The sequence below is a fragment of the Nocardia sp. NPDC088792 genome (assembly GCF_044750615.1).
Classification (GTDB): Bacteria; Actinomycetota; Actinomycetes; order Mycobacteriales; family Mycobacteriaceae; genus Nocardia.
The window spans coordinates 1,599,123-1,618,257 of record NZ_JBIVKC010000003.1; the positions used below are offsets into that span (position 1 = coordinate 1,599,123).

At 66.8% G+C, this 19,135-nt stretch carries 23 protein-coding genes; 8 read left to right on the forward strand and 15 right to left on the reverse strand.

Going from position 1 to position 19,135, the window contains the following annotated elements:
* Position 1 precedes the first annotated feature (1 nt).
* Complete coding sequence (locus ACIP5Y_RS25510; protein WP_400353428.1) at positions 2-403, forward strand: nitroreductase family deazaflavin-dependent oxidoreductase; 402 nt, start codon at positions 2-4, stop codon at positions 401-403.
* 58 nt (positions 404-461) lie between these two features.
* Here the strand turns inward: ACIP5Y_RS25510 and ACIP5Y_RS25515 are convergent, their stop codons facing one another.
* On the reverse strand, positions 462-893 hold the full coding sequence (locus tag ACIP5Y_RS25515; protein ID WP_400353430.1) for a hypothetical protein: 432 nt from the start codon (positions 891-893) through the stop codon (positions 462-464).
* Between the two features lie 96 nt (positions 894-989).
* Here ACIP5Y_RS25515 and ACIP5Y_RS25520 point away from each other — a divergent pair, with 96 nt between their 5' ends.
* Positions 990-1,712: a hypothetical protein gene (locus tag ACIP5Y_RS25520; RefSeq protein ID WP_400353432.1), complete on the forward strand. Its 723-nt coding sequence runs from the start codon at positions 990-992 to the stop codon at positions 1,710-1,712.
* Positions 1,713-1,739: 27 nt separating this feature from the next.
* Here ACIP5Y_RS25520 and ACIP5Y_RS25525 read toward each other — a convergent pair whose 3' ends face one another.
* From ACIP5Y_RS25525 to ACIP5Y_RS25560, 8 genes are all read right to left on the reverse strand, one after another.
* Positions 1,740-2,321 carry a hypothetical protein gene (locus ACIP5Y_RS25525; RefSeq protein WP_400353434.1) on the reverse strand — a complete coding sequence of 194 codons (582 nt, stop codon included), beginning with the start codon at positions 2,319-2,321 and terminating at the stop codon, positions 1,740-1,742.
* Positions 2,322-2,401: 80 nt separating this feature from the next.
* Positions 2,402-2,641, reverse strand: a complete 240-nt coding sequence (locus ACIP5Y_RS25530; RefSeq protein ID WP_400353436.1) for a hypothetical protein — start codon at positions 2,639-2,641, stop codon at positions 2,402-2,404.
* Positions 2,642-2,705: 64 nt separating this feature from the next.
* Positions 2,706-3,692 (reverse strand): ferrochelatase, encoded by a 987-nt coding sequence (locus ACIP5Y_RS25535; RefSeq protein WP_400353897.1) that lies wholly within the window; start codon positions 3,690-3,692, stop codon positions 2,706-2,708.
* Positions 3,693-3,828: 136 nt separating this feature from the next.
* A complete protein-coding gene (gene inhA, locus ACIP5Y_RS25540; RefSeq protein ID WP_397003846.1) occupies positions 3,829-4,668 on the reverse strand; it encodes an NADH-dependent enoyl-ACP reductase InhA in 840 nt (279 codons plus the stop codon).
* 76 nt (positions 4,669-4,744) lie between these two features.
* Positions 4,745-5,464, reverse strand: coding sequence for a 3-oxoacyl-ACP reductase FabG1 (gene fabG1 / locus ACIP5Y_RS25545; protein ID WP_400353439.1), 720 nt, complete (start codon positions 5,462-5,464; stop codon positions 4,745-4,747).
* A 49-nt stretch (positions 5,465-5,513) separates the two neighbouring features.
* A complete protein-coding gene (locus ACIP5Y_RS25550; RefSeq protein ID WP_400353441.1) occupies positions 5,514-6,539 on the reverse strand; it encodes a VWA domain-containing protein in 1,026 nt (341 codons plus the stop codon).
* Complete coding sequence (locus tag ACIP5Y_RS25555) at positions 6,539-7,510, reverse strand: DUF58 domain-containing protein (protein WP_400353443.1); 972 nt, start codon at positions 7,508-7,510, stop codon at positions 6,539-6,541. Before ACIP5Y_RS25555 ends, ACIP5Y_RS25550 begins: the two co-directional genes overlap by 1 nt.
* 22 nt (positions 7,511-7,532) lie before the next feature.
* A complete protein-coding gene (locus ACIP5Y_RS25560) occupies positions 7,533-8,759 on the reverse strand; it encodes an AAA family ATPase (RefSeq protein ID WP_400353444.1) in 1,227 nt (408 codons plus the stop codon).
* Between the two features lie 256 nt (positions 8,760-9,015).
* Between ACIP5Y_RS25560 and ACIP5Y_RS25565 the strand changes: the two genes are divergently transcribed.
* A complete protein-coding gene (locus ACIP5Y_RS25565; RefSeq protein WP_400353446.1) occupies positions 9,016-9,480 on the forward strand; it encodes an NUDIX hydrolase in 465 nt (154 codons plus the stop codon).
* On the opposite strand, the gene ACIP5Y_RS25570 is transcribed toward ACIP5Y_RS25565, so the two are convergent.
* Together ACIP5Y_RS25570 and ACIP5Y_RS25575 are read right to left on the reverse strand one after the other, a co-directional pair.
* Positions 9,468-10,655, reverse strand: coding sequence for a cation:proton antiporter (locus tag ACIP5Y_RS25570; RefSeq protein ID WP_400353448.1), 1,188 nt, complete (start codon positions 10,653-10,655; stop codon positions 9,468-9,470). The genes ACIP5Y_RS25565 and ACIP5Y_RS25570 overlap by 13 nt on opposite strands.
* 12 nt (positions 10,656-10,667) lie before the next feature.
* Complete coding sequence (locus ACIP5Y_RS25575; protein WP_400353450.1) at positions 10,668-11,264, reverse strand: TetR/AcrR family transcriptional regulator; 597 nt, start codon at positions 11,262-11,264, stop codon at positions 10,668-10,670.
* Positions 11,265-11,372: 108 nt separating this feature from the next.
* Here ACIP5Y_RS25575 and ACIP5Y_RS25580 point away from each other — a divergent pair, with 108 nt between their 5' ends.
* On the forward strand, positions 11,373-11,783 hold the full coding sequence (locus tag ACIP5Y_RS25580; RefSeq protein ID WP_400353452.1) for a DUF4345 domain-containing protein: 411 nt from the start codon (positions 11,373-11,375) through the stop codon (positions 11,781-11,783).
* 45 nt (positions 11,784-11,828) lie between these two features.
* Here ACIP5Y_RS25580 and ACIP5Y_RS25585 read toward each other — a convergent pair whose 3' ends face one another.
* Positions 11,829-12,182 (reverse strand): hypothetical protein, encoded by a 354-nt coding sequence (locus tag ACIP5Y_RS25585; RefSeq protein WP_400353454.1) that lies wholly within the window; start codon positions 12,180-12,182, stop codon positions 11,829-11,831.
* 10 nt (positions 12,183-12,192) lie between these two features.
* Between ACIP5Y_RS25585 and ACIP5Y_RS25590 the strand changes: the two genes are divergently transcribed.
* Positions 12,193-12,339 carry a hypothetical protein gene (locus tag ACIP5Y_RS25590; protein WP_400353455.1) on the forward strand — a complete coding sequence of 49 codons (147 nt, stop codon included), beginning with the start codon at positions 12,193-12,195 and terminating at the stop codon, positions 12,337-12,339.
* 156 nt (positions 12,340-12,495) lie between these two features.
* On the opposite strand, the gene ACIP5Y_RS25595 is transcribed toward ACIP5Y_RS25590, so the two are convergent.
* On the reverse strand, positions 12,496-12,840 hold the full coding sequence (locus ACIP5Y_RS25595; RefSeq protein WP_400353457.1) for an ArsR/SmtB family transcription factor: 345 nt from the start codon (positions 12,838-12,840) through the stop codon (positions 12,496-12,498).
* Positions 12,841-12,930: 90 nt separating this feature from the next.
* Here ACIP5Y_RS25595 and ACIP5Y_RS25600 point away from each other — a divergent pair, with 90 nt between their 5' ends.
* Complete coding sequence (locus tag ACIP5Y_RS25600; protein ID WP_400353459.1) at positions 12,931-14,169, forward strand: MFS transporter; 1,239 nt, start codon at positions 12,931-12,933, stop codon at positions 14,167-14,169.
* Here ACIP5Y_RS25600 and ACIP5Y_RS25605 read toward each other — a convergent pair.
* Positions 14,060-15,508 carry an MFS transporter gene (locus ACIP5Y_RS25605; protein WP_400353899.1) on the reverse strand — a complete coding sequence of 483 codons (1,449 nt, stop codon included), beginning with the start codon at positions 15,506-15,508 and terminating at the stop codon, positions 14,060-14,062. The two genes, ACIP5Y_RS25600 and ACIP5Y_RS25605, sit on opposite strands and share 110 nt — an antisense overlap.
* A 74-nt stretch (positions 15,509-15,582) precedes the next feature.
* On the reverse strand, positions 15,583-16,503 hold the full coding sequence (locus ACIP5Y_RS25610) for a LysR substrate-binding domain-containing protein (protein ID WP_400353460.1): 921 nt from the start codon (positions 16,501-16,503) through the stop codon (positions 15,583-15,585).
* A gap of 94 nt (positions 16,504-16,597) precedes the next feature.
* Between ACIP5Y_RS25610 and mqo the strand changes: the two genes are divergently transcribed.
* Together mqo and ACIP5Y_RS25620 are read left to right on the forward strand one after the other, a co-directional pair.
* Positions 16,598-18,064 carry a malate dehydrogenase (quinone) gene (gene mqo / locus ACIP5Y_RS25615; RefSeq protein ID WP_400353462.1) on the forward strand — a complete coding sequence of 489 codons (1,467 nt, stop codon included), beginning with the start codon at positions 16,598-16,600 and terminating at the stop codon, positions 18,062-18,064.
* 45 nt (positions 18,065-18,109) lie between these two features.
* Positions 18,110-18,982, forward strand: coding sequence for an LLM class flavin-dependent oxidoreductase (locus tag ACIP5Y_RS25620; protein ID WP_400353464.1), 873 nt, complete (start codon positions 18,110-18,112; stop codon positions 18,980-18,982).
* The last annotated feature ends 153 nt before the right edge of the window (positions 18,983-19,135 follow it).

Genomic DNA, 19,135 nt, shown 5'->3' on the forward strand with positions numbered 1-19,135 from the left:
CATGTCGACAACCGACCGCCCAGTCAGCATGTTTCCCGCGTGGTTCGATCGCTTCCAGACCAAGTACATGAACCCGGTCATCCGCCCGCTCGCGCCCTACCTGCCCGGATTCGCCGTCCTCGAGCATCACGGCCGCAAATCCGGACGCCCCTTCGCCACACCAGTCAACGCCTTCCGGTCCGGGGACAAGTTCTACGTGGCGCTGGGCCACGGCCGCACCGACTGGGTGAAGAACATCCTCGCCGCCGGTGAAGCCGACACCCGCTCGGCCTTCCGGCAGTATCACCTCGTCAACCCCCGCGTCGTCGACCGCGCGTCGGCCGGTCCGGGGCTGCCGCTCGCCGCGCGCGTCGCCGGGCGGCGACTCGAACTGTTCGTCGCGGATATCGCACCCATCCACTGAGGTCACCATCGACCTGAAATCGCCGCTCCCCCGGCCGATTTCAGGTCACCCGGCGCTATCAGGTGGTGATGTGCACGGGTTGGGGGCCGGTGGTGGCGATGGTGCTGGAGCCCTGGGCCAGGGTGACGGTGAGGGTGCCGCCCGAGTCGTTGGGCAGGGCGCGGCCGGGGGCGACCAGCTGGCCGGTCCAGCTTTGCTGGGTGCCGTCGCAATTGACCATGACCGGGCCGTTGAGCTGGATGGCGATGGGGCCGCCGACGCCGCCCTGGAACATTTGAGCGAGCGAGGCGTTCACGACCGTGACTCCGGCGGTGCCGCCGCCGGTGCAGGTCGCGGTGCCGTCGATGGCGAGGGTGGTGACGTTGTAGGTGAGGGCCGAGTCGACGCTGATCGAGGCGGGGGCCTGGGCCGAGGCGGTGACGGGGACGAGTGCCAGGCAGGTGGCCGCCGTCGTGAACAGCAGCGGAGCGATGAGCCGATGACCGAACATGCGGGTCCTCCTTTCGATACCTGATCTTCTGAAGGGTGGGATGTTCATGATCCTCGCATCCAACGATCGCGTTGAACAGACGGGCATACTGCTCGGGTGACCGCCACGGACAGCCAGAACGGCGACGCCCCCGACAGCAATACGCCCGACAGTGATGATCAGGTACCTGCATGGGCGCGGCGTACCGCCGGTGAATCCCGCTGGTGGGCGACCGCGGCCATGGTGGGCTTTTTGATCCTGCAGTTCTATCTACCCGCCGGGTTCACGGCAGGCCCGCGCTGGCTGGTCCCGGCGATCGGGTTGGCTATGCTGCTCGTCCTGGTCATCGCCAGTCCCTTCCGCCTCGATCGCGAGGAGACGTGGCTGCGCCGTATCGGCTTGCTGCTGATGGCATTGCTCGGTTTCGCCATGATCTGGTCGGTCATTCACCTGGTCCGGGCCTTGATCGATGGCCGTATCAGTGACAATGCGGCCGGCCTGCTGATGTCGGGCGGCGGGGTGTGGCTGTCGAATGTGCTCGTATTCGCGCTCTGGTATTGGGATTTCGACCGCGGCGGGCCGGCGGCGCGCGCTCATGTGCGCAAGCCGTATCCGGATTTCCTGTTCGTGCAGATGCAGAACCAGGATCTGGCCGACCCGAATTGGGAACCGCAGTTTCCGGACTACCTGTATTTGTCGTTCACGAACGCGACCGCGTTCAGCCCCACCGATGTGATGCCGATGTCGCGGTGGGCGAAGACGCTGATGATGGTCCAGTCCGCGATCTCGCTGGTGACGGTGAGCCTGGTCATCGCCCGTGCGGTGAACGTCCTGAAATAGCCCCGCGGCCTGTCCTGCGGCAACGCCTCACAGCGCGGGCGAGGACAACCCGCTGACCAGCCAGCGGCCGTCGGATTGCTCATCGAGGGTCAGCACCATGGGGACGGTGAGCGCGTCCGGGTTCGGCACCGCCGAATTCGTCCGCGATTGCTTGACGATCACCACGACCTGCGCGCTGTGCGCATCGAGTGCGGCCAGCCCGCAATGGGTTTCGGCCACCTGACTGCGCGCCTGCAGCGAAGTGAGCTGGATCTTCAGCGCATCGGAGCCGTCGGAGAAGTTCTTGCGCCAGGTGCCGGTCGAGGCATTGATCACCGCGGTGAAGTAGGTGTCGAGGTTTTCCGCGTCATAGGTGCCGACCAGACCCGCGAAATCACAGGCTGCTTTGGTGGCTGCTTTGCTGCGGCCGTTGTCGGAAACCTCTTGCTGCAGCTGGGCGACCGTCGAATCCCGGTCGGCGGCAATATCGTGCGCACCGGAATACAGAACGCCGAAGGTGATCGCCGCGCCGATTCCCAGCACAGCCACGGCACTGGCAATCGACGCCGCCATGATCGGACCCCGGATCGGAATCCGTTGTGGCTGCGGCTCGTTTCCAGGCGCGGTCACGCTTCCCCCTCATCGTCTGTGCTGCACAGCGATGTTAACGGGTGAAACGCCCGGATATGGAATCGAGGCCGCAGCCGGTCTCAGCGGTTGAGCCAGCTGTCCGCGACCACCAGCACCACACCGATCAGCACCAGCACCACGGCGATGATCGTCGAGGCAGCCAGCACCGCACAGATGAAGGCGGCCAGGAACAGTCCCAGCAGCGGGAAGACCAGGAACCAGTCGGGTTTACCGAACATCCGCTTCTGGGCGGCCGCACCGCCACTGCGGGACCCGCCCGAATAGCCGGCCTGCCTGCGTTGCCCCGAAGCATTGCTCACTCTATTCACCGGCGCGAGACTACATTTCGCCGGAGCGACGCGCTCGTCGAGGGGTGCAATAGGCTCATGACCGGCGCGGGCGGGCGGGCATGTCGCAGCAGCCGACGACGCAGGTGACACCGTTGGCGGTGCAGCCCAGGCTCGGGAAATCGCTCAGTTGCAGCGGTTTCGCATCGGTGCGGTATTCGCCCACCAGGTCGGCGACCAAGCGCGCGAAACGCGGATCCGGGCCCGGGGTGGCGGCACGGGCGAAGGCCATGCCCAGTTCGCCGGCGCGCTCCTTGGCTTCGTTGTCGAGATCCCAGATCACCTCGAGGTGGTCGGAGACGAAGCCGACGGGACACAGCACCACGGCATCCACGCCACGCTCGCCGAGCGCGTCGAGATGGTCGAGGATGTCGGGTTCCAGCCACGGCACCTGCGGCGGGCCCGAGCGTGACTGCCACACCACGTCATAGTCGTCGAATCCGGTTGCGGCGGCGCACAGGCGCGCCGATTCGGTCACCTGCCGGCTGTAGAGGGCCTGCTCCCCCGGCGGACCGGAGGCATTGTCGGCCGACACCGGGATGGAATGCGCGGTGAAAACCAGCCGGGCACGTTCGCGGCGCTCGGCGGGTAGTTCGGCCACCGCGGCGCGAATGGCGTCGGCGAAAGCGTCGATCAGCAGCGGATGATCGAAATACTGGCGCAGTTTCACCAATTCGGGGGCATCGGCCACCGCGGCACGGGCGCGTGCGATGTCCTCGTGATACTGCTTGCACCCCGAATATCCACCCCATGCGGAAGTGGGAAACACCAGAGCGGAACGGATTCCGTCCGCGCGCATGCGCTCGACGGTGTCCTCCACCATCGGATGCCAATTGCGATTGCCGAAATACACCGGCACATCGATGCCGCGGGTAGCGAATTCGGCCTCGATGGCTTTGATGATGTCCAGATTCAAGGCATTGATCGGTGATACCCCGCCGAAGTGCAGATAATGCTGTGCGACCTCGGCGAGGCGTTCGGGCGGTACGCCCCGGCCCCGAGTGACGTTCTCCAGGAACGGCATCACGTCCTCGGGGCGCTCGGGACCGCCGAAGGACAGCAGTAGCAGGGCGTCCACTTCACGAGCCTGGGGCTCCCCTTCACCTGGTTGCAACCGGGTGGCCACTGCTCTCCTCCTTACAACTCGTACCGGGTCCGGATCAGTTGGCGCCGAAGCCGTCCGCCGGGAACCAGGTGTTGTGGCTGGCGCCGCCGTCGACGTAGATGATCGAGCCGGTCGTGCCGGGCAGCCAATCCGACAGCAGGGTGACCACGGACTTGGCGACCACGGTCGGGTCGTCGACATCCCAGCCGATCGGGGAGGCGCCGTCCCAGTAGGTGTTGAGCATGTTGAGCTGCTTGGCGTCATCGGTGGCGGTGCCCGCGATGGCCTTGGCGGCGAGGGTCTTGATCGGGCCCGCGGCGATCAGGTTGGAGCGAATGCGCTTGGCCTCGCCCACCTCTCGCGCCACGTAACGGTTGACCGACTCCAGCGCGGCCTTGGCCACGCCCATCCAGTTGTAGTACGGCATCGCGGTGCGCGGATCGAAGTCCATGCCGACGATGGAGCCGCCCTCGTTCATGACCGGCAGCACGGCGCGGGCCAGCGAGGCATACGACCAGGCCGAGATCTCGAAGGCCTTGGCGGCGTCGGCGCCCGGGCCGTTGAGGAACGGCAGGGCCTCCGGGCCCATCAGGGTGCGCGGGGCGAACGCGATCGAGTGCAGCACACCGTCGATGCCCTCGGGAGCCAGCTCGCGGACCTTGTCGGCCAGCTCGCCCAGGTTCTCCTCATTGGTCACATCGAGGCCGATGGCCGGGGGAACCTCCTGCGGCAGCCGCTTGGCGATCCGGTCGATCAGCCGCAGCCGCTCCGGAATACCGGTGATGATCACCTTCGCGCCCTGCTCCTGCGCCTTGGCGGCCGCATGGAAGGCGATGGAGGAATCGGTGATGATGCCGGTGATGAGTACGGTCTTGCCTTCGAGCAATCCACCCATGGGTTGGTCGGTTCTCCTCGTTGAAAAGTGCGTGGCCAGGGGAGTTCAGAACGCAGAGCCTAACTGAGCCGAAGGCTCAGTGGCCCATGCCCATTCCGCCGTCGACGGGGATGATCGCGCCGGAGATGTAGGAGGCGTCGTCGGAGGCGAGGAAGCTGATCGCCGCGGCGACATCCTCGGGCTGGCCGATGCGGGCCGCGGGGATGAAGTCGAGGGCGGCCTTGCGCATCTCGGGGGTCATCTCGTCGCGGGTCATATCGGTGTCGATCATGCCCGGCGCCACCACATTCGCGGTGATATTGCGCTTGCCGACCTCACGGGTGATGGCGCGCGCCATACCGATCAGACCGGACTTGGCGGCCGCGTAGTTGACCTGACCGGGCGCACCCACCTGGCCGACAACCGAACCCAGGAAGATGACCCGGCCCCAGCGGTTCTTCAGCATGTTGCGGTTGGCCCGCTGGGCGACTCGCCACGCACCGGTGAGGTTGGCGTCGATGATCTTGGTGAACGATTCCTCGCTCATGCGCATGAACAGCGTGTTGTCCACGACGCCGGCGTTCGCCACGATGACCTCTACCGGACCCTGGTGCGCCTCCACCTCGGTGAACGCGCGATCGACCGATTCGCTATCGGTGACATCGCATTTCACGCCGAAGAGGCCCTCGGGCACGCCGGACCCGCGATGGGTCACGGCCACCTTGTGTCCGTCGGCGAGCAGGCGCTGGGCGACCGCGAGGCCGATGCCGCGGTTACCACCAGTCACCAATACCGACCGGGATGTGATGTTCGACATAGAGGCAAACCTATCTGTTCGTATTCGGGAGTCGGCGCGCGGTACCGAGTTACGGCAGACGCTGACGATAGACCAGAGCGGTGGTCACACCCGCGGCGGTCACGAGCAAACCGAGCAACAGCCACGGCCGGCTCGCATCGCCCATCGTCATCTCGTAGCCGATCTGCTCATCGAGCTTGGCGTACACGCTGCTCAGCTCCTCGAGCGAGGACGCCGTGAAGAATTCGCCGCCGGAAAGATTCGCGATCTCGTGCAGCGCGTCATCGTCGACCGGCACCCGCACCCGCTGCGAGCCCTTACCGTCCGGATCGGGGATATCGACGGTGCCCCACGTGGTACCGAACGAAATCGTCGAGATCGGAATGCCTTTCTGCTTCGCCAGTCGTGCGGCGACGAAGCCGTGGCGCGGATTCTCGACATCCTGATCATCGGGAACGGTCTGCTTACCGTCGGACATGAGCACGATCCGCGCGGGCGGCGGCGTCTCCGCGCCACCGAGCACCGAGGCGAGCGTGTCCACCGATTGCAGTGCGGTGAAGATGCCTTCACCGGTCGCGGTGCGCTCGGCCAGCTTCATATTGTCGATGGCCGCCTTCACCGCCTCACGATTGGTCGTCGGCGAGACCTGCACCGAAGCGGTACCCGCGAAGGTGACCAGACCCAGGTTGATGCCCGGGGTGAGCCCGTCCGCGAACTGCTTGGCGGCCTTGCGGGCCACCTGAATGCGACTGGGCGGCACGTCGGTCGCCTCCATCGACAGCGACACGTCGATCACCAGGATCACAGTCGCGCGATTGCGCGGCACCTTCTTCGCCGCGGTCGGTCCGGCCGCGGCGATGGTCAGGAACAGCAAACCGACCAGCGTCAGCGCCACAGGCACATGCCGCCACGGCTTGGGCCGCACCGGCGCAACCTGTTCGAGCAGCTCCATATTGGAGAACCGCAGCATGTGCTTGCGCCGGCGCCGCTGCACCAGCACATAGATCAACGCGATGATGACCAGTGCGACGATGAAGCCCAGCCACAGCGCGGAGGTGAAACCCGAGATGCTGAAAGGTGTTCCGGAAATACTCACTATCGCGACACCCGTCCGGAGTTCGGGGCGCCGAAGGTGTGGCGCCGGGTGGACACGAAGCGGACCACGTCGGTGATCCAGTCCCGATCGGTGCGCAGCGTCATCACGGGCGCGCCGCAACTGCGCAGCACGGCCTCGACCTCCTCGTGATGCTGTTGCGCGGCGCGCGCGAAATCGGCACGCAGCGACGGGGTCACGCTGAATTCGCGGGTATGACCGGTCTCCGGATCGTGCAGGACCACGTCCCCCACATCCGGCAGCGACAGATCGCGCGGATCGAGCACCTCGACGCCGAGCAGGTCGTGGCGGCCGGAAATGGCCCGCAGCGAACGCTGCCAATCGATCTCGCCGAGGAAGTCGGAAATGACCACGGCCAGGCCGCGTTTGCGCTGCGGCCGGCGCAGGGCCTCGATGGCGCCGCGCAGATCACCGCGCACCCCGTCGGGGGCGTGCGGGGTGGTCGCGATCTTGCGCAGCATGGACTGCGCGTGCACCCGGCCGCTGCGGGCCGGAATGCGGATCAGCTGTTGGCCATTGGCCACCACCGCGCCGATGCGGTTACCGCCGCCGCTGGTCAGGTGGGTGATCGCGGCCGCAGCCGCCACCACCAGATCCCGCTTCTCGCACAGGGCGGTACCGAAGTCGAGGCTGGCGGACAGGTCCACCACCAGCCAGGTCTCGAGTTCCCGGTCGGCGATCATCTGCCGCACGTGCGGATGGGTGGTGCGCGCGGTCACCGACCAATCCATCTGGCGCACATCATCACCCGGCTGATATTCGCGGGCGTCGCCGAGTTCGGAGCCCGGGCCCGGGATCAGGCCCAGATGGTCGCCGTGCAGCACCCCGTCCAGGCGGCGGCGCACGGTGAGTTCGAGCGTCTTCAACGCCGCGGTCAACCTCGGGTCGGTCAACTGCCCCGACGCGAAGGAGGGCGGGGCGTGCGACGCAGCGCTGGGAGTTGGAATAGTCACGGGCGCAACCTGTTCCGGCGCCTCACTTCTGGGGCTGGCCGGGAATTCCGGACGGCTGACCGTTCGGCGGCTGCGGGATGCCCTGCGACGGAACGCCCTGCGCCTGCGGCGGGACCGGCTGACCCGGCGCGGGCGCACCGTGCGGACCCATGACCGGCGGCGCGGCCAGCGCCGGCGCGGCCTGCGCGGCGGAGTTCGGGGCGACCGCCTGCGGGGCCACCTGCGGCAGACCCACGGTCTGCAGTACCCGGCGGATCACATCGTCGGGCGAGACCTCGTCGGCCAGCGCGTCGTAGGACAGCACCAGGCGGTGGCGCAGCACATCCGGGATCACCTCGACGACGTCCTGCGGCACCACGTAATCGCGGCCGCGGATGAGCGCCACCGCACGCGCCGCGGCGATGATGCCGAGGCTGGCGCGCGGGGAGGCGCCGTAGGAGATCCAGCCGGCCACATCCTGCATGCCGAAGTCGAGCGGCTTCCGGGTGGCGGCGATGACGCGGACCACGTAGTCGACCAGCGCGTGGTGCACGAAAGTACTGGCGGCCACGTTCTGCAGGCGCACCAGTTCCTCGGGATCGAGGATGGCCTTGGCCTCCGGCGGGGTGACGCCCATCCGGTAGATGATCTCGCGCTCCTCCTCCACCGAGGGGTAGTCCACGATCACCTTGAACAGGAAGCGGTCACGCTGCGCCTCGGGCAGCGGGTACACGCCTTCGCTCTCGATGGGGTTCTGGGTCGCCATGACCAGGAACGGGTTCGGCATCGGGTAGGTCTTGCCGCCGATGGACACGTGCCGCTCGGCCATCACCTCGAGCAGCGCCGACTGCACCTTGGCGGGTGCACGGTTGATCTCGTCGGCGAGCACGAAGTTCGCGACCACCGGGCCGAGCTCGGTGTCGAATTCCTCGCGGCCCTGGCGGTAGATGCGCGTACCGACGAGGTCGGTGGGCACCAGGTCGGGAGTGAACTGCACTCGGGAGAAGCTGCCGCCCACGACCTTCGCGAAGGTCTCCACGGCCAGGGTCTTGGCGATACCGGGCACGCCCTCGAGGAGTACATGGCCCTTGGCGAGTACACCGACGAGCAGTCGCTCCACCAGCCGGTCCTGGCCGACGATCACCCGCTTGACTTCATAGATCGCTTTCTCCAGAACCTGGACATCGCGATCGAGGGTGCTCGGTGCCGGCGACGGCGTCTCCTTCACCGTGCTTACCCCGCTCACACCGTCAGTCGAAGTCACCAACATCCCCGCTTTCGCCTCGGTCTCTGTGCGTGCAGCCCCAACTATTCCAGGTATCTGCCGTGATTGCCGCAACCGGTCTGGTCAAAAAGGCTGGGGCCCTGGTTCGGCGTGTCCAAATTGAGAAGAATTTCCTGGTTGTGGCTCGGTTCGGTGGAGATGCACCGAATTCCGTACAGACCCCTGCCGCGGGCCGATTGCACCCAAGTAGCGTGGTAGTACTGCCGGTCGACGGCGTCCGGCCTATGGGATGTGGTGTGCAGTGTGGGATTTCGAGGTTTCACCGAAGCAGTCCATCGGTGAATCGGTTCTGTCCGAATTGCAGGAGCAGGCCGAGGCCGATGGGGTCGCGCTCAGAGTGGGTGTCGTGCTGGAACGCGACGGTGCGGTACTGCTACTCGACCGCGACGATCACGCGGCCGTGCGCGAACAGCTCTATCTACCCGGCACCATCGTGCGCGCCGGCGAGCCTCTGGCTGCCGCGGTGGCGCGTGCCATGCGCGAGGAGACCGGGCTGACCGTCGCCGATGTGGTGCGCCACCTGGGCAGCTTCGACTATCTGGACAATGCGGGAAAAACGGTGCGGCGCGAGCATTTCGCGGTCGATGTGGCGGCCGCGGCGCCGGTGCGGCTGTCCAATTACGCCGCGTACCGGTGGGTTCCGCTGGATGGTGAACTGCCCGTCACCAAGTCGATCCGGGAGATCCTGACGCACTACCGCGAATAGGTGCGCATCGTCAGTGGCGAGCCGATGCCGTGCACCAGCACGCTGCCCAGCACCGTGACGACCAGGACGGACAACACCAGGTCCGCGTCGGCATCGTGCAGCATGTTGAACGAGAGCAGGCCGAACACGATCGAGGTGGTGCCGCGCGGCCCGAGCCACGCGATCAGCAGCACCTCGACGCGTTTGAGCCCGGAGCCGATCAGCGACACGGCGACCGGGACCATGCGCAGTACGGTCAGGGCGGCCGCGGCGAACACGACCACGCGCCAGCTCACCCCGCCCCACAGCGCGAAGACGATGGTATTGCCGAAGACGAACCACATGACGACCGTGAGCAGGAAGCCGATATCGTCGAGCAGTTCGAGATCGCGGTGGTTCTCGGCCTCGCGGCGCGCGTAGTGGAAAACGAATCCGCACACGAACGAGGCGACGAACCCGTTGCCCGACAGCGCGACGGCCACGCCGTAGGACAGCAGCGGTGCGGCCACCAGCGCCAGGCGTTTCGATTGCGCGCTCATCAGCTCGGCGCGTTCGCTGCGGCTCACCAACCAGGCCAGCGCGCCGCCCAGGACCAGGCCCACGGCAATCGCTTTCAAGGCCGACGGGCCCGCTGAGGCCAGCGCGTCCCAGGGGGTGTTGCCGCCGGGATTGTCGGCGGCCAGCGCGAGTGCGAAAAGGATGATGGGAGAGGCGATTCCGTCGTTGTAGCCGCTCTCGACATTGAGCACGTTGCGAACTCGCGCGGGGATGCGGCGATCGCGCACCAGCGCGGCAGCGGGGGCCATATCGATGGGCATCACGACGCAGGCGATGACCAGCAGGACGGGCCAGCCGTTTCCGGGTAGCAGCCACCAGCCCAGCACCACGGCCGCGGCCATGCTCAATGGCATGGCCAGGAACAACACTCGCAGCGCGGCGCCGGGTTCCTTGCCGAGCATGCCGCCGCGCACTTCGGTCGCGTCGACGAACAGCAGGATCGCCAGGATGATTTCGGCGGCCTTCAGCGCGACATGGGTATTGAGGGTCTCGCCGATGGTGTTGTGCGTTGTCAGGCCCATGGCCATGCCGGCGGCCACCACGATCATGGGTGCGCTGATCCGCCAGCGCTCCAAACGAGCCGCCAGCAAAGCCCAAAGGGCCACCACAACCGCTACAACGATGATCGAGGCAATCACTCGGTCATCTTGTCAGACAATGTCTCCGGCTGATTCGTGCGCGGCCCCGAGGGCGCCGGCCAGGGCGCCGATACAGGTGGCGCGCAGTTGGTCCCGGGTGATGGTGTCGTTTTCGAGCCAGTCCAGGCACAGGGTGTGGACGAAGGTCAGCCAGGCGAGCAGGATCGCGGCGGTGATCTCGCGCGATGCGCCGGTCAGGCCGGTGGTGTCGAGCATCTGCTGCTGCAGCGAGGCGAGTTCGGCGGTGATGATCGCCTGCACGACCGGGTCGCCGGCCAGGGATCGGTTGGCGGCGAGCACGGTGTGGCGGTTGTTCTCGAAGTAGTCGAAGTGCGCGTCCAGGCCGGCGGCGACCTGGTCGGGCAGTGAGACGGCGGGGTCGAGTTCGATGCCGGAGACCAGGGTGTCGGCCGCTTGCTGGTAGATCGCCGCGAACAGGACGCGTTTGCTGGGGAAATGCCGGTAGAGCAGGGCGCGGGAGATGCCGGCGCGGGCGGCGATCTCGTCCATCTGGACCTCGTCGTAGGGGCGTTCGGCGAACAGCTGCGTTCCGGCGGCGAGCAGTTCGGCTCGGCGCTGGTCGGGGGTGAGCCGGCGACGGGGTGGCATGCGCCCAAGACTAGTTGACGCGTGTCTACTACCGGTCGTAGGCTTGTCCGCACGCTAGTAGACACATATCCACTAAGGGTGGTGTCACTTCGGGGGAAGGGAGCAGTCATGCGTACCGCAGTGCAATGGATCCTGATCGTTTTCGGCATCGGGTGCAGCGCAATCGCCTTGGCGCACATATTCATCGGACCGAAGACCATTCCTGGCGCGAATACGCCCAATCCGAGCCTCGACGGGGATATTCGGATGGCGATGGTGGTGTTCCTCGCCTACGGCCTCGCCTGCATCTGGGCCGCGCGCGATCTCGACCGGCACGCAGGGCTGATTCACCTGCTCATGCTCGTGTTCTTCGTCGGCGGGCTGGTCAGGTTGCTGACCGTGGCCTACGTCGGCTGGCCGGATGCCTTCTTCAAGGCCATGATCGTGTTCGAACTCGCGTTGCCGCTGGTGGTTTCACCACTGCTGCAACGCGTTACGGGCCGGACCCCGGCCGCGGACCTGGTCGCGCCGAGCCGGTGAGGACCGGCATCCGCACCACGCGGATGCCGGCGCACTCCGGTCAGCTCAGCTGCACGCGGGCGAGCTCTGGCTCAGGTTCTGCAGGGCGTTGCACGCCCAGCTCATCTGCAGGACCCACTTGCCGTCCTGCGCAACGAACGGAACGGTCGCCACATTGGGTGCGCCGCCGTTGATGGAGAAGTTCACCGTGGCCGAGAGCGAATCACCCAGGGAGGTCACGTCGGTGACATCGATCTTGGCATTGTTCTGCTGGTAGGCCTGCACCAGCTTGTCGATCATCTGCGGATCCTTCTGCAGCGCCTGCGCGCCGTTCTCGAGGTATCCGACCTTGGTGCTGTCCGGCACGTTGGGATCCAGCACCTGCTGGAGTTCCTGATTCAGTTCCGCGACGGAAGGCACGGGCGGCTCGTTGGACGAGGGCGCTGCGCTGGTCGTCGCGGCGGAATGCGTGGTGGACGAGGCGGTCGACGAAGTCTTGCTGCCGCTACCACACGCCGACAAGCTCAGCGCGGCAACGACAGCCAGCGCGGCGACCGCGACGCGTCCGGTCATCTGAAGCTTCAAATGTTCATCCCTCCGGTCGTTTGGCCTGCTCTGCACCCGCACATCACTACCCGACCGGCAGTTTCCGCACGAGTGGCCCCAACCTACCCGCCGACTTTCAAGGAACTCTGAGGAGGGTCACAGAGATTCGGGTGCTTCCCGGATCCGGTCACCAGCCGGCGATCACCTCGCGGCCCTGCACGATGGCCATGTCCAGCAGGCCGGGGAACAGGGCGTCGAGGTCAGCGCGGCGCAGGCTGTTCATGCGCCGGATGCCCTCGTCGCGCTGCTGGATCACGCCGGCTTCGCGCAGGTACTTGAAATGTCCGCTCTGCGTGGACTTGCTGACGGGCAGCGCGAAGGTGGTGCAGGCCAGTTCCTCACCGGGTCCGGCCTCGGCGAGGCGGGCGACGATGGCCAGCCGCACCGGGTCGCCCAGGGCGGACAGGACATTGGTGAATCGGATGTCCTCGCGGTCGGGGTGCACCAGTGCGGTGGCGGCTCGGCTTGCCATGGGTCCACTCTAAATCATCATGTTCATATTTCTCGAACATGATGCTATGTTCGAGAAGTCCGAACATGGATTCCTGTCTGGAGCTGCATCATGCGACTCGCATACGCCGATACCGCGCGCACCGATCTCCTTACCCCGCAACCCGATTCGCGTGGCCGATGGCGATTCTGGGCCACGGCTTACACGCTGCTGATCCTCTTGACCGGAACGAACCTGCCTACTCCCCTATATCGCGACTACGAGCAGCGTTTCGGGTTCTCCCCGTTGGTCGTCACGCTGATCTTCGCCGTCTACGTGGCAGTGCTGATTCCGTCATTGCTGGTGGCCGGGCCGCTCTCCGATGCGATCGGACGCCGCCGCGTACTGCTGCCCGCCACCGCGCTGGCGGTATTGGGCGCGCTGGGATTCGCGCTGGCGACGAATGTGGTGTGGCTGTTCGCCGCCCGCATAGTGCAGGGCATTGCACTGGGCGCAGCCTCCGGCGCTTTGACTGCCGCACTGGCCGAACTCGAACCGACCGGGAACCGGCGGCGTGCCGCACTGGTTTCCACGGTGGCGTCCGCCGGTGGGCTCGGTGCGGGGCCACTGCTGGGAGGTGTTCTCGCGCAATACCTTCCGGCCCCGCATGTGGTGCCGTTCGTGGTCGAGATCGCGCTGTTGGTACCTGCGGCGTTCATCATCGCGACCACTCCGGAGACCCGGCCGAACGTGCGGTGGCGACCGCGCCGGCCCAGCATTCCGGCGGGCATGGGACCGATCTTCGCCTTCAGCGGGACCGTCACCTTCCTCGGCTTCGCCGTGGTCGGGGTGTTCCTGACCCTCATCCCCACCTATGTCACCTCGCTGTCGCGCAGCCACAATCTGGCCGTCGCCGGAGCGGCGGTCGCATTGCTGCTGGCGTGCTCGGCACTGACGCAGCTGGCCGGTTACGGGAAACCCGCACGCACGCTGGAACTCTCGGGTCTGCCCCTGTTGGCCGGCGGGCTGGTCCTGCTGGCGATCGCCGGTCAGATCTCTTCCCTTGCCATGCTGCTCGCAGCCACTGTCGCGGCCGGGGCGGGCCATGGATCGGTCTTCCTGGGTGGTCTGACCGCGATCAATCACGCCGCTCCGGTCGATCGGCATGCCGAGGTGGTGTCGACCTTCTATGTCATCGCCTACCTCGGCGTCGGACTCCCCGTGATCGGCGTCGGATTCCTCGCCACCGCGGCGGGGCTGCTCACTGCGGTGCAGTGGTTTTCGGCCGTCGTCGCGATGTCGTGCGCGGGGATGCTGATCGTGCTGGTGCGACGCGGGCAACGAGCAGAGCCGTCAGTGCCGCACCCGTGAGCACCGACCAGCAGATGCGAGCCGGTGTGTGGAAGGCCGCGACCGAGTCCAGGGCGCCCGGGGTCGCGGCCAGAATCGAACCGATGATCGCGACACCCAGCGATTGGCCGATCTGGCGGGACGTGGTGGCGATGCTGGCGGCGACTCCCGCCTCCGAACGCGGCAAACCCGAGGTGACGATGGTCGTGATCGGCGTATTCAGGTAGCCGATCCCGAGACCGAAGACGGCATAACCGAACAGCAGCAGCACCTGATTGCCGCCGTCGAAGGTGAAGGTGAGCAGGACGGCAGCGAATGTGGTCAGCGCACCGCCGACGGTGAGGGTGAGGCGATCCCCCCGCTCAGCGGTGCTGCGACCCCACAGCGGGCCCGCCACCAGCATCGCCGCGGCCATCGGCAACAGCTCGAGGCCGGCCACCAACGGCCGATCGTTGCGAACCCCTTGCAGGAAGTAGGTATTCAGGAACAGGAATCCGCCCATGGCGATGTACGCGCAGATCGCTATCACCACCGCGCCCGCGAACGGCGGCGAAGCGAAGGCCCGCACCTCGATCAGCGGATCGGTCCGCCGCGGTTCGTAACTCAGCAGTCCCACCACACACACCAGGCTCAGTAGCAGGCACCCGATCGTCACCGGCGAACCCCAACCCCGGTGCGGCCCTTCGATAATCGCGAACACCAGTGGGCCGAGCAGCCCGATGACGAGCAGCTGCCCGACCGGATCCAGCCGCCGCGCCACCGCGGCCCTCGATTGCGGCACGAATCGCGTGGTTAGTACGAAGGCGCACAGGGCGATCGGCACGTTGATCCAGAAGATCGCCCGCCATCCGATCGCATCCACCAGCGCGCCGCCGATGACCGGGCCCGCGGCCATGCTGATGCCTGTGGTGCCGCTCCAGGCGCCCACCGCCCGCGCGCGTTCGGCGGGCCGGGGGAACACGTTGATGATGATCGACATGGCGACCGGATTGAGCATGGCCCCGCCGACGGCCTGCACCATCCGGAAGGCCACCAGCCAGCCCGGACTCGGCGCGAGGCTGCACAGCAGCGAGCCGGTGCCGAAGACCACCAGCCCGGCCTGGAACACGGTGCGGCGGCCGATGCGATCCGCGATCGACCCGAACAGCATGAGCAGACACGCCAGCACCACCGTGTAGGCCGCGACCGCCCACTGTGCGCTCGAGACCGAGGCGTGCAGCTCACGGCCGATGGACGGCAGTGCGACGTTGAGTGCGGTGGTGTCGAGATTCGCCATCAGCACCGCGGTGCAGCAGATCGCCAGCACCAGTCGCTTGCGCGGCTGCCGCCCGCTCGTTGTCGCAGTGTCCGGTGCCGTGATTGCGGCCTCCTGTCCCCCCGGATCGGTTTGCCCGTGGAAGTTCGGCGCGAGGAGCCGCAGCGCCTCGAACCAGACTAGACGGTCTTATCGGTGCGAGGCAGATACGACATGGCATGCGCGGCAACATGCTCGCGCAGCCGCGCCACCGCCGGAGTCGGGCGATGATTACCGGAGACCAAACCTATGCTGCGGTCATGCTCACCCGCGAGATCGATCCTGACCAGGTCCGGATGCGGGGTCTCCGGGGCGGGCAGGACAGCGATGCCCAGATCATGCGCGACGAAGGCGCGCAGGGTCTCGAATTCGGTCGTCTCCAACGCGACATGCGGGGTGAATCCGGCCTCGGCACACCAGGAATCGAACAGTCGACGCAGGTGAAAGCTGGGCGGATTGGCGATGAACTCCTCACCGGCAAGGTCGCCGAACTCGACCTCGGTACGGGCCGCGAGCGGATGAGTGCGCGCGACATAGAGGTGAATCGGCTGATGGCCCAAGATGATCGAAGGCAGCTCGGCCGGGACCGGGATCATGACGGCCAGGTCCAGGCGTCCGTCGCCGAGCATGTCCACCAGCGCGCTGCCGTGCGCCTGCACCAGGTGCAGGCGGATGCGGGGTGCGCCGGCATGGAAGTCCGCTAACAGTGAGGGGATGCTGACCGGTCCGAGGGTGAGCGGGAAACCGAAACGCACCAGACCACTGTCGGGGTCGGCATTGCTGCGCACCACGTCGATGGCATCACCGAGGGACCGCACCAGACCACGCGTGCGCTCGAACAACTCGTGCCCGGCGGCGGTGAGCGCGACGCGGCGGCCCACCGGCTGGAACAGCTGCACGCCGATGGTCTGCTCGACCGCTTTCAAACGCCGGCTCAGGGAGGATTGCGGGACTCCGAGCAGCTCGGCCGCGCGTGTGATGTGGCCCTCACCGGCCGCGGCTTCGAAGGCGGCGAGCAGCGGAACCAGGGCCTCTACCTGGGCTGATGACATTTCATCCATATCTGGATCATATCCGGTCGAATTCGACATTGGACGGATGAATCGGTGCGGCGTGACGATGACAGGACCAGCGAAAAACAAGGAGGACGCCCCGATGAACACGCAACCCGCCGCCGAAACCGGCACGCAGACAGAGGTTCTCGATGTCGTCCTGATCGGCGGCGGCATCATGTCGGCGACACTCGGCGCGCTGATCGCCACATTGCAACCGGATTGGTCGATCACGCTGCTCGAACGGCTGGACCGGATCGCGGGCGAAAGCTCGGACCCCTGGAACAATGCCGGTACCGGGCATTCCGGATTCTGCGAACTCAACTACATGCCCGACCCCGGCGACCCGGCCAAGGCCGCCGAGATCGCGGGCATGTTCCAGCTGTCCCGGCAGTTCTGGGCAGGTCTGGCAGCGCGTAGTGAATTCCCGCGCCCCGATGGGGGTTTCGTCAATCCGACACCTCACATGGACGTCGTCTTCGGTGAACGCGATGTCGCCTACCTGCGGCGGCGCTACGCGACATTGCAGGCGCTGCCGATGTTCTCGGCCATGCAGTACAGCGAGGATCCGCAGACCATCGCCCAGTGGGCGCCGCTACTCGTGGCGGGGCGCGACCGGTCCGAACCGATGGCGGCCACCCGGATCGAGAGCGGCACCGACGTCGACTTCGGCGCGCTGACGGGCGAACTGGTGCAGACCATGACCGACAGTGGTGCGCGCGTGGCGCTTCGACATGAAGTGACCGGGCTGCGGCGCGATTCGGATGGCCTCTGGACGATCACCGGACGCGACCGCAGTGGTGGGCGCTCGCGAAAGACGCAGCGCCGCTTCACCCTCCGTGCCAGATTCGTCTTCGTCGGCGCCGGCGGTTATGCGCTGAAACTGCTGCAGAAGGCCCAGATTCCCGAAGTCCGGGGCTATGCGGTCTTCCCGTTCGGCGCGCAGTTCCTGCGCACCGACAATCCCGACATCGTCGCCCGGCACGAGGCCAAGGTCTACAGCCAAGCAGCTCTCGGCGCACCGCCCATGTCGGTCCCTCACCTGGACAAGCGGATCGTGAACGGCGAACCGTCCCTGCTCTTCGGCCCCTACGCCACCTTCAGCACCCGCTTGCTCAAGCACGGCAGGCTCACCGATCTGTTCACCACCCTGCGGCCGGGCAATATCCTGCCGCTGCTGGCGGCCGGGGTGCAGAATCTGTCGCTGGTCCGCTATCTCATCGGCCAGTTACTCTCGACGCGGCGGCGCAAATTCGCTCAGCTGCAACGCTTCTACCCCGAGGCCGATCCTGCCGACTGGTACCCCGTACAAGCCGGTCAGCGCGCCCAACTGGTCAAGCCCGATCCCGACCACCTCGGCGTCCTGACCTTCGGCACCGAACTGGTCACCGGAGCCGACGGCACCATCGCCGGACTACTGGGCGCCTCCCCCGGCGCCTCCACCGCCCCCGCGATCATGGCCGACCTCCTGGATCGCTGCTTCCCGCAACACCTTTCGCACTGGGATCCAGCGCTGCGCCAGCTCATGCCGGGCCGCTACAGCGCCGCGAACGACCAACTGGCATCCTGAACAGCGGTGATGACCTTGTCGGTACCGTCTGGTAATCCTGAAGGCATGACGACGCTCGGTGCGGTGTTCAGGCCACAGAACCCTCCGGAGCGGCTGCGCGAGGTCGTTCGCGCAGCCGAGGACTCCGGACTCGACGAATTGTGGCTGTGGGAGGACTGCTTCTTCGAAGGCGGAATCTCCACCGCCGCAGCCGCCCTCGCCTGGAGCGACCGAATCCGCATAGGAATCGGCGTCCTCCCGGTCCCCCTGCGCAATGTCGCCCTCACCGCCATGGAAATCGCCACCCTGGAACGCATGTTCCCCGGCCGAGCGGTCTGGGGCGTCGGCCACGGCGTCCAAGACTGGATGGGCCAGGTAGGCGCCCGAGTCCCGTCCCCGATAACCCTCCTCCGCGAATACCTCGACGCCCTGCACGGCCTGCTCGCCGGCAACCGAATCACCATGAAGGGCCGCTACATCCACCTCGACGACGTAGCCCTCGACTGGCCACCCGTCACCGCACCCCCGATCCTCGCCGCCGCCACCGGCCCCCGAACCCTCGAACTGGTAGGCGCAACCGCCGACGGCGCAATCCTCACCAGCGCCACCCCCGCCGACGGCATCCGCACCGCCTCCAACATCCTCCACGCCGCCCGCCCCGCCACCGCCACACCCCACCCCTTCCCAATCGTCGTGAACCTCCTCGCCGCCACCGGCCCCAACGCCGCCGACCGACTCACCGCCGACCTCCGCACCCAAGACCGCGACACCATCCCCGACGTCGGCGTAGCCGGCGACGCCCGCGCGATTGCCGACACCGTCCTCCGCTGGTCCGAAGCAGGCGCCACCACCGTTGTCCTCCAACCCACCTCGGACGAACCGGACCCAGCCGGCTTCATCCGCTTCGTCGCAGAGCAGGTCCGCCCACTCATCCCCTGACTTCCAATCGGTATGACCACGTACCGACCCGGGCCTCTCACAACCGGGACAACAGCGACCGGGAACTGGTGTCGGCGACACGCCGTGCCAGCCCACCACCAGTTCCCGCTCGGCGTCCCATCGAAGTCCAAACGCCACACCGGCTCCCTCTCT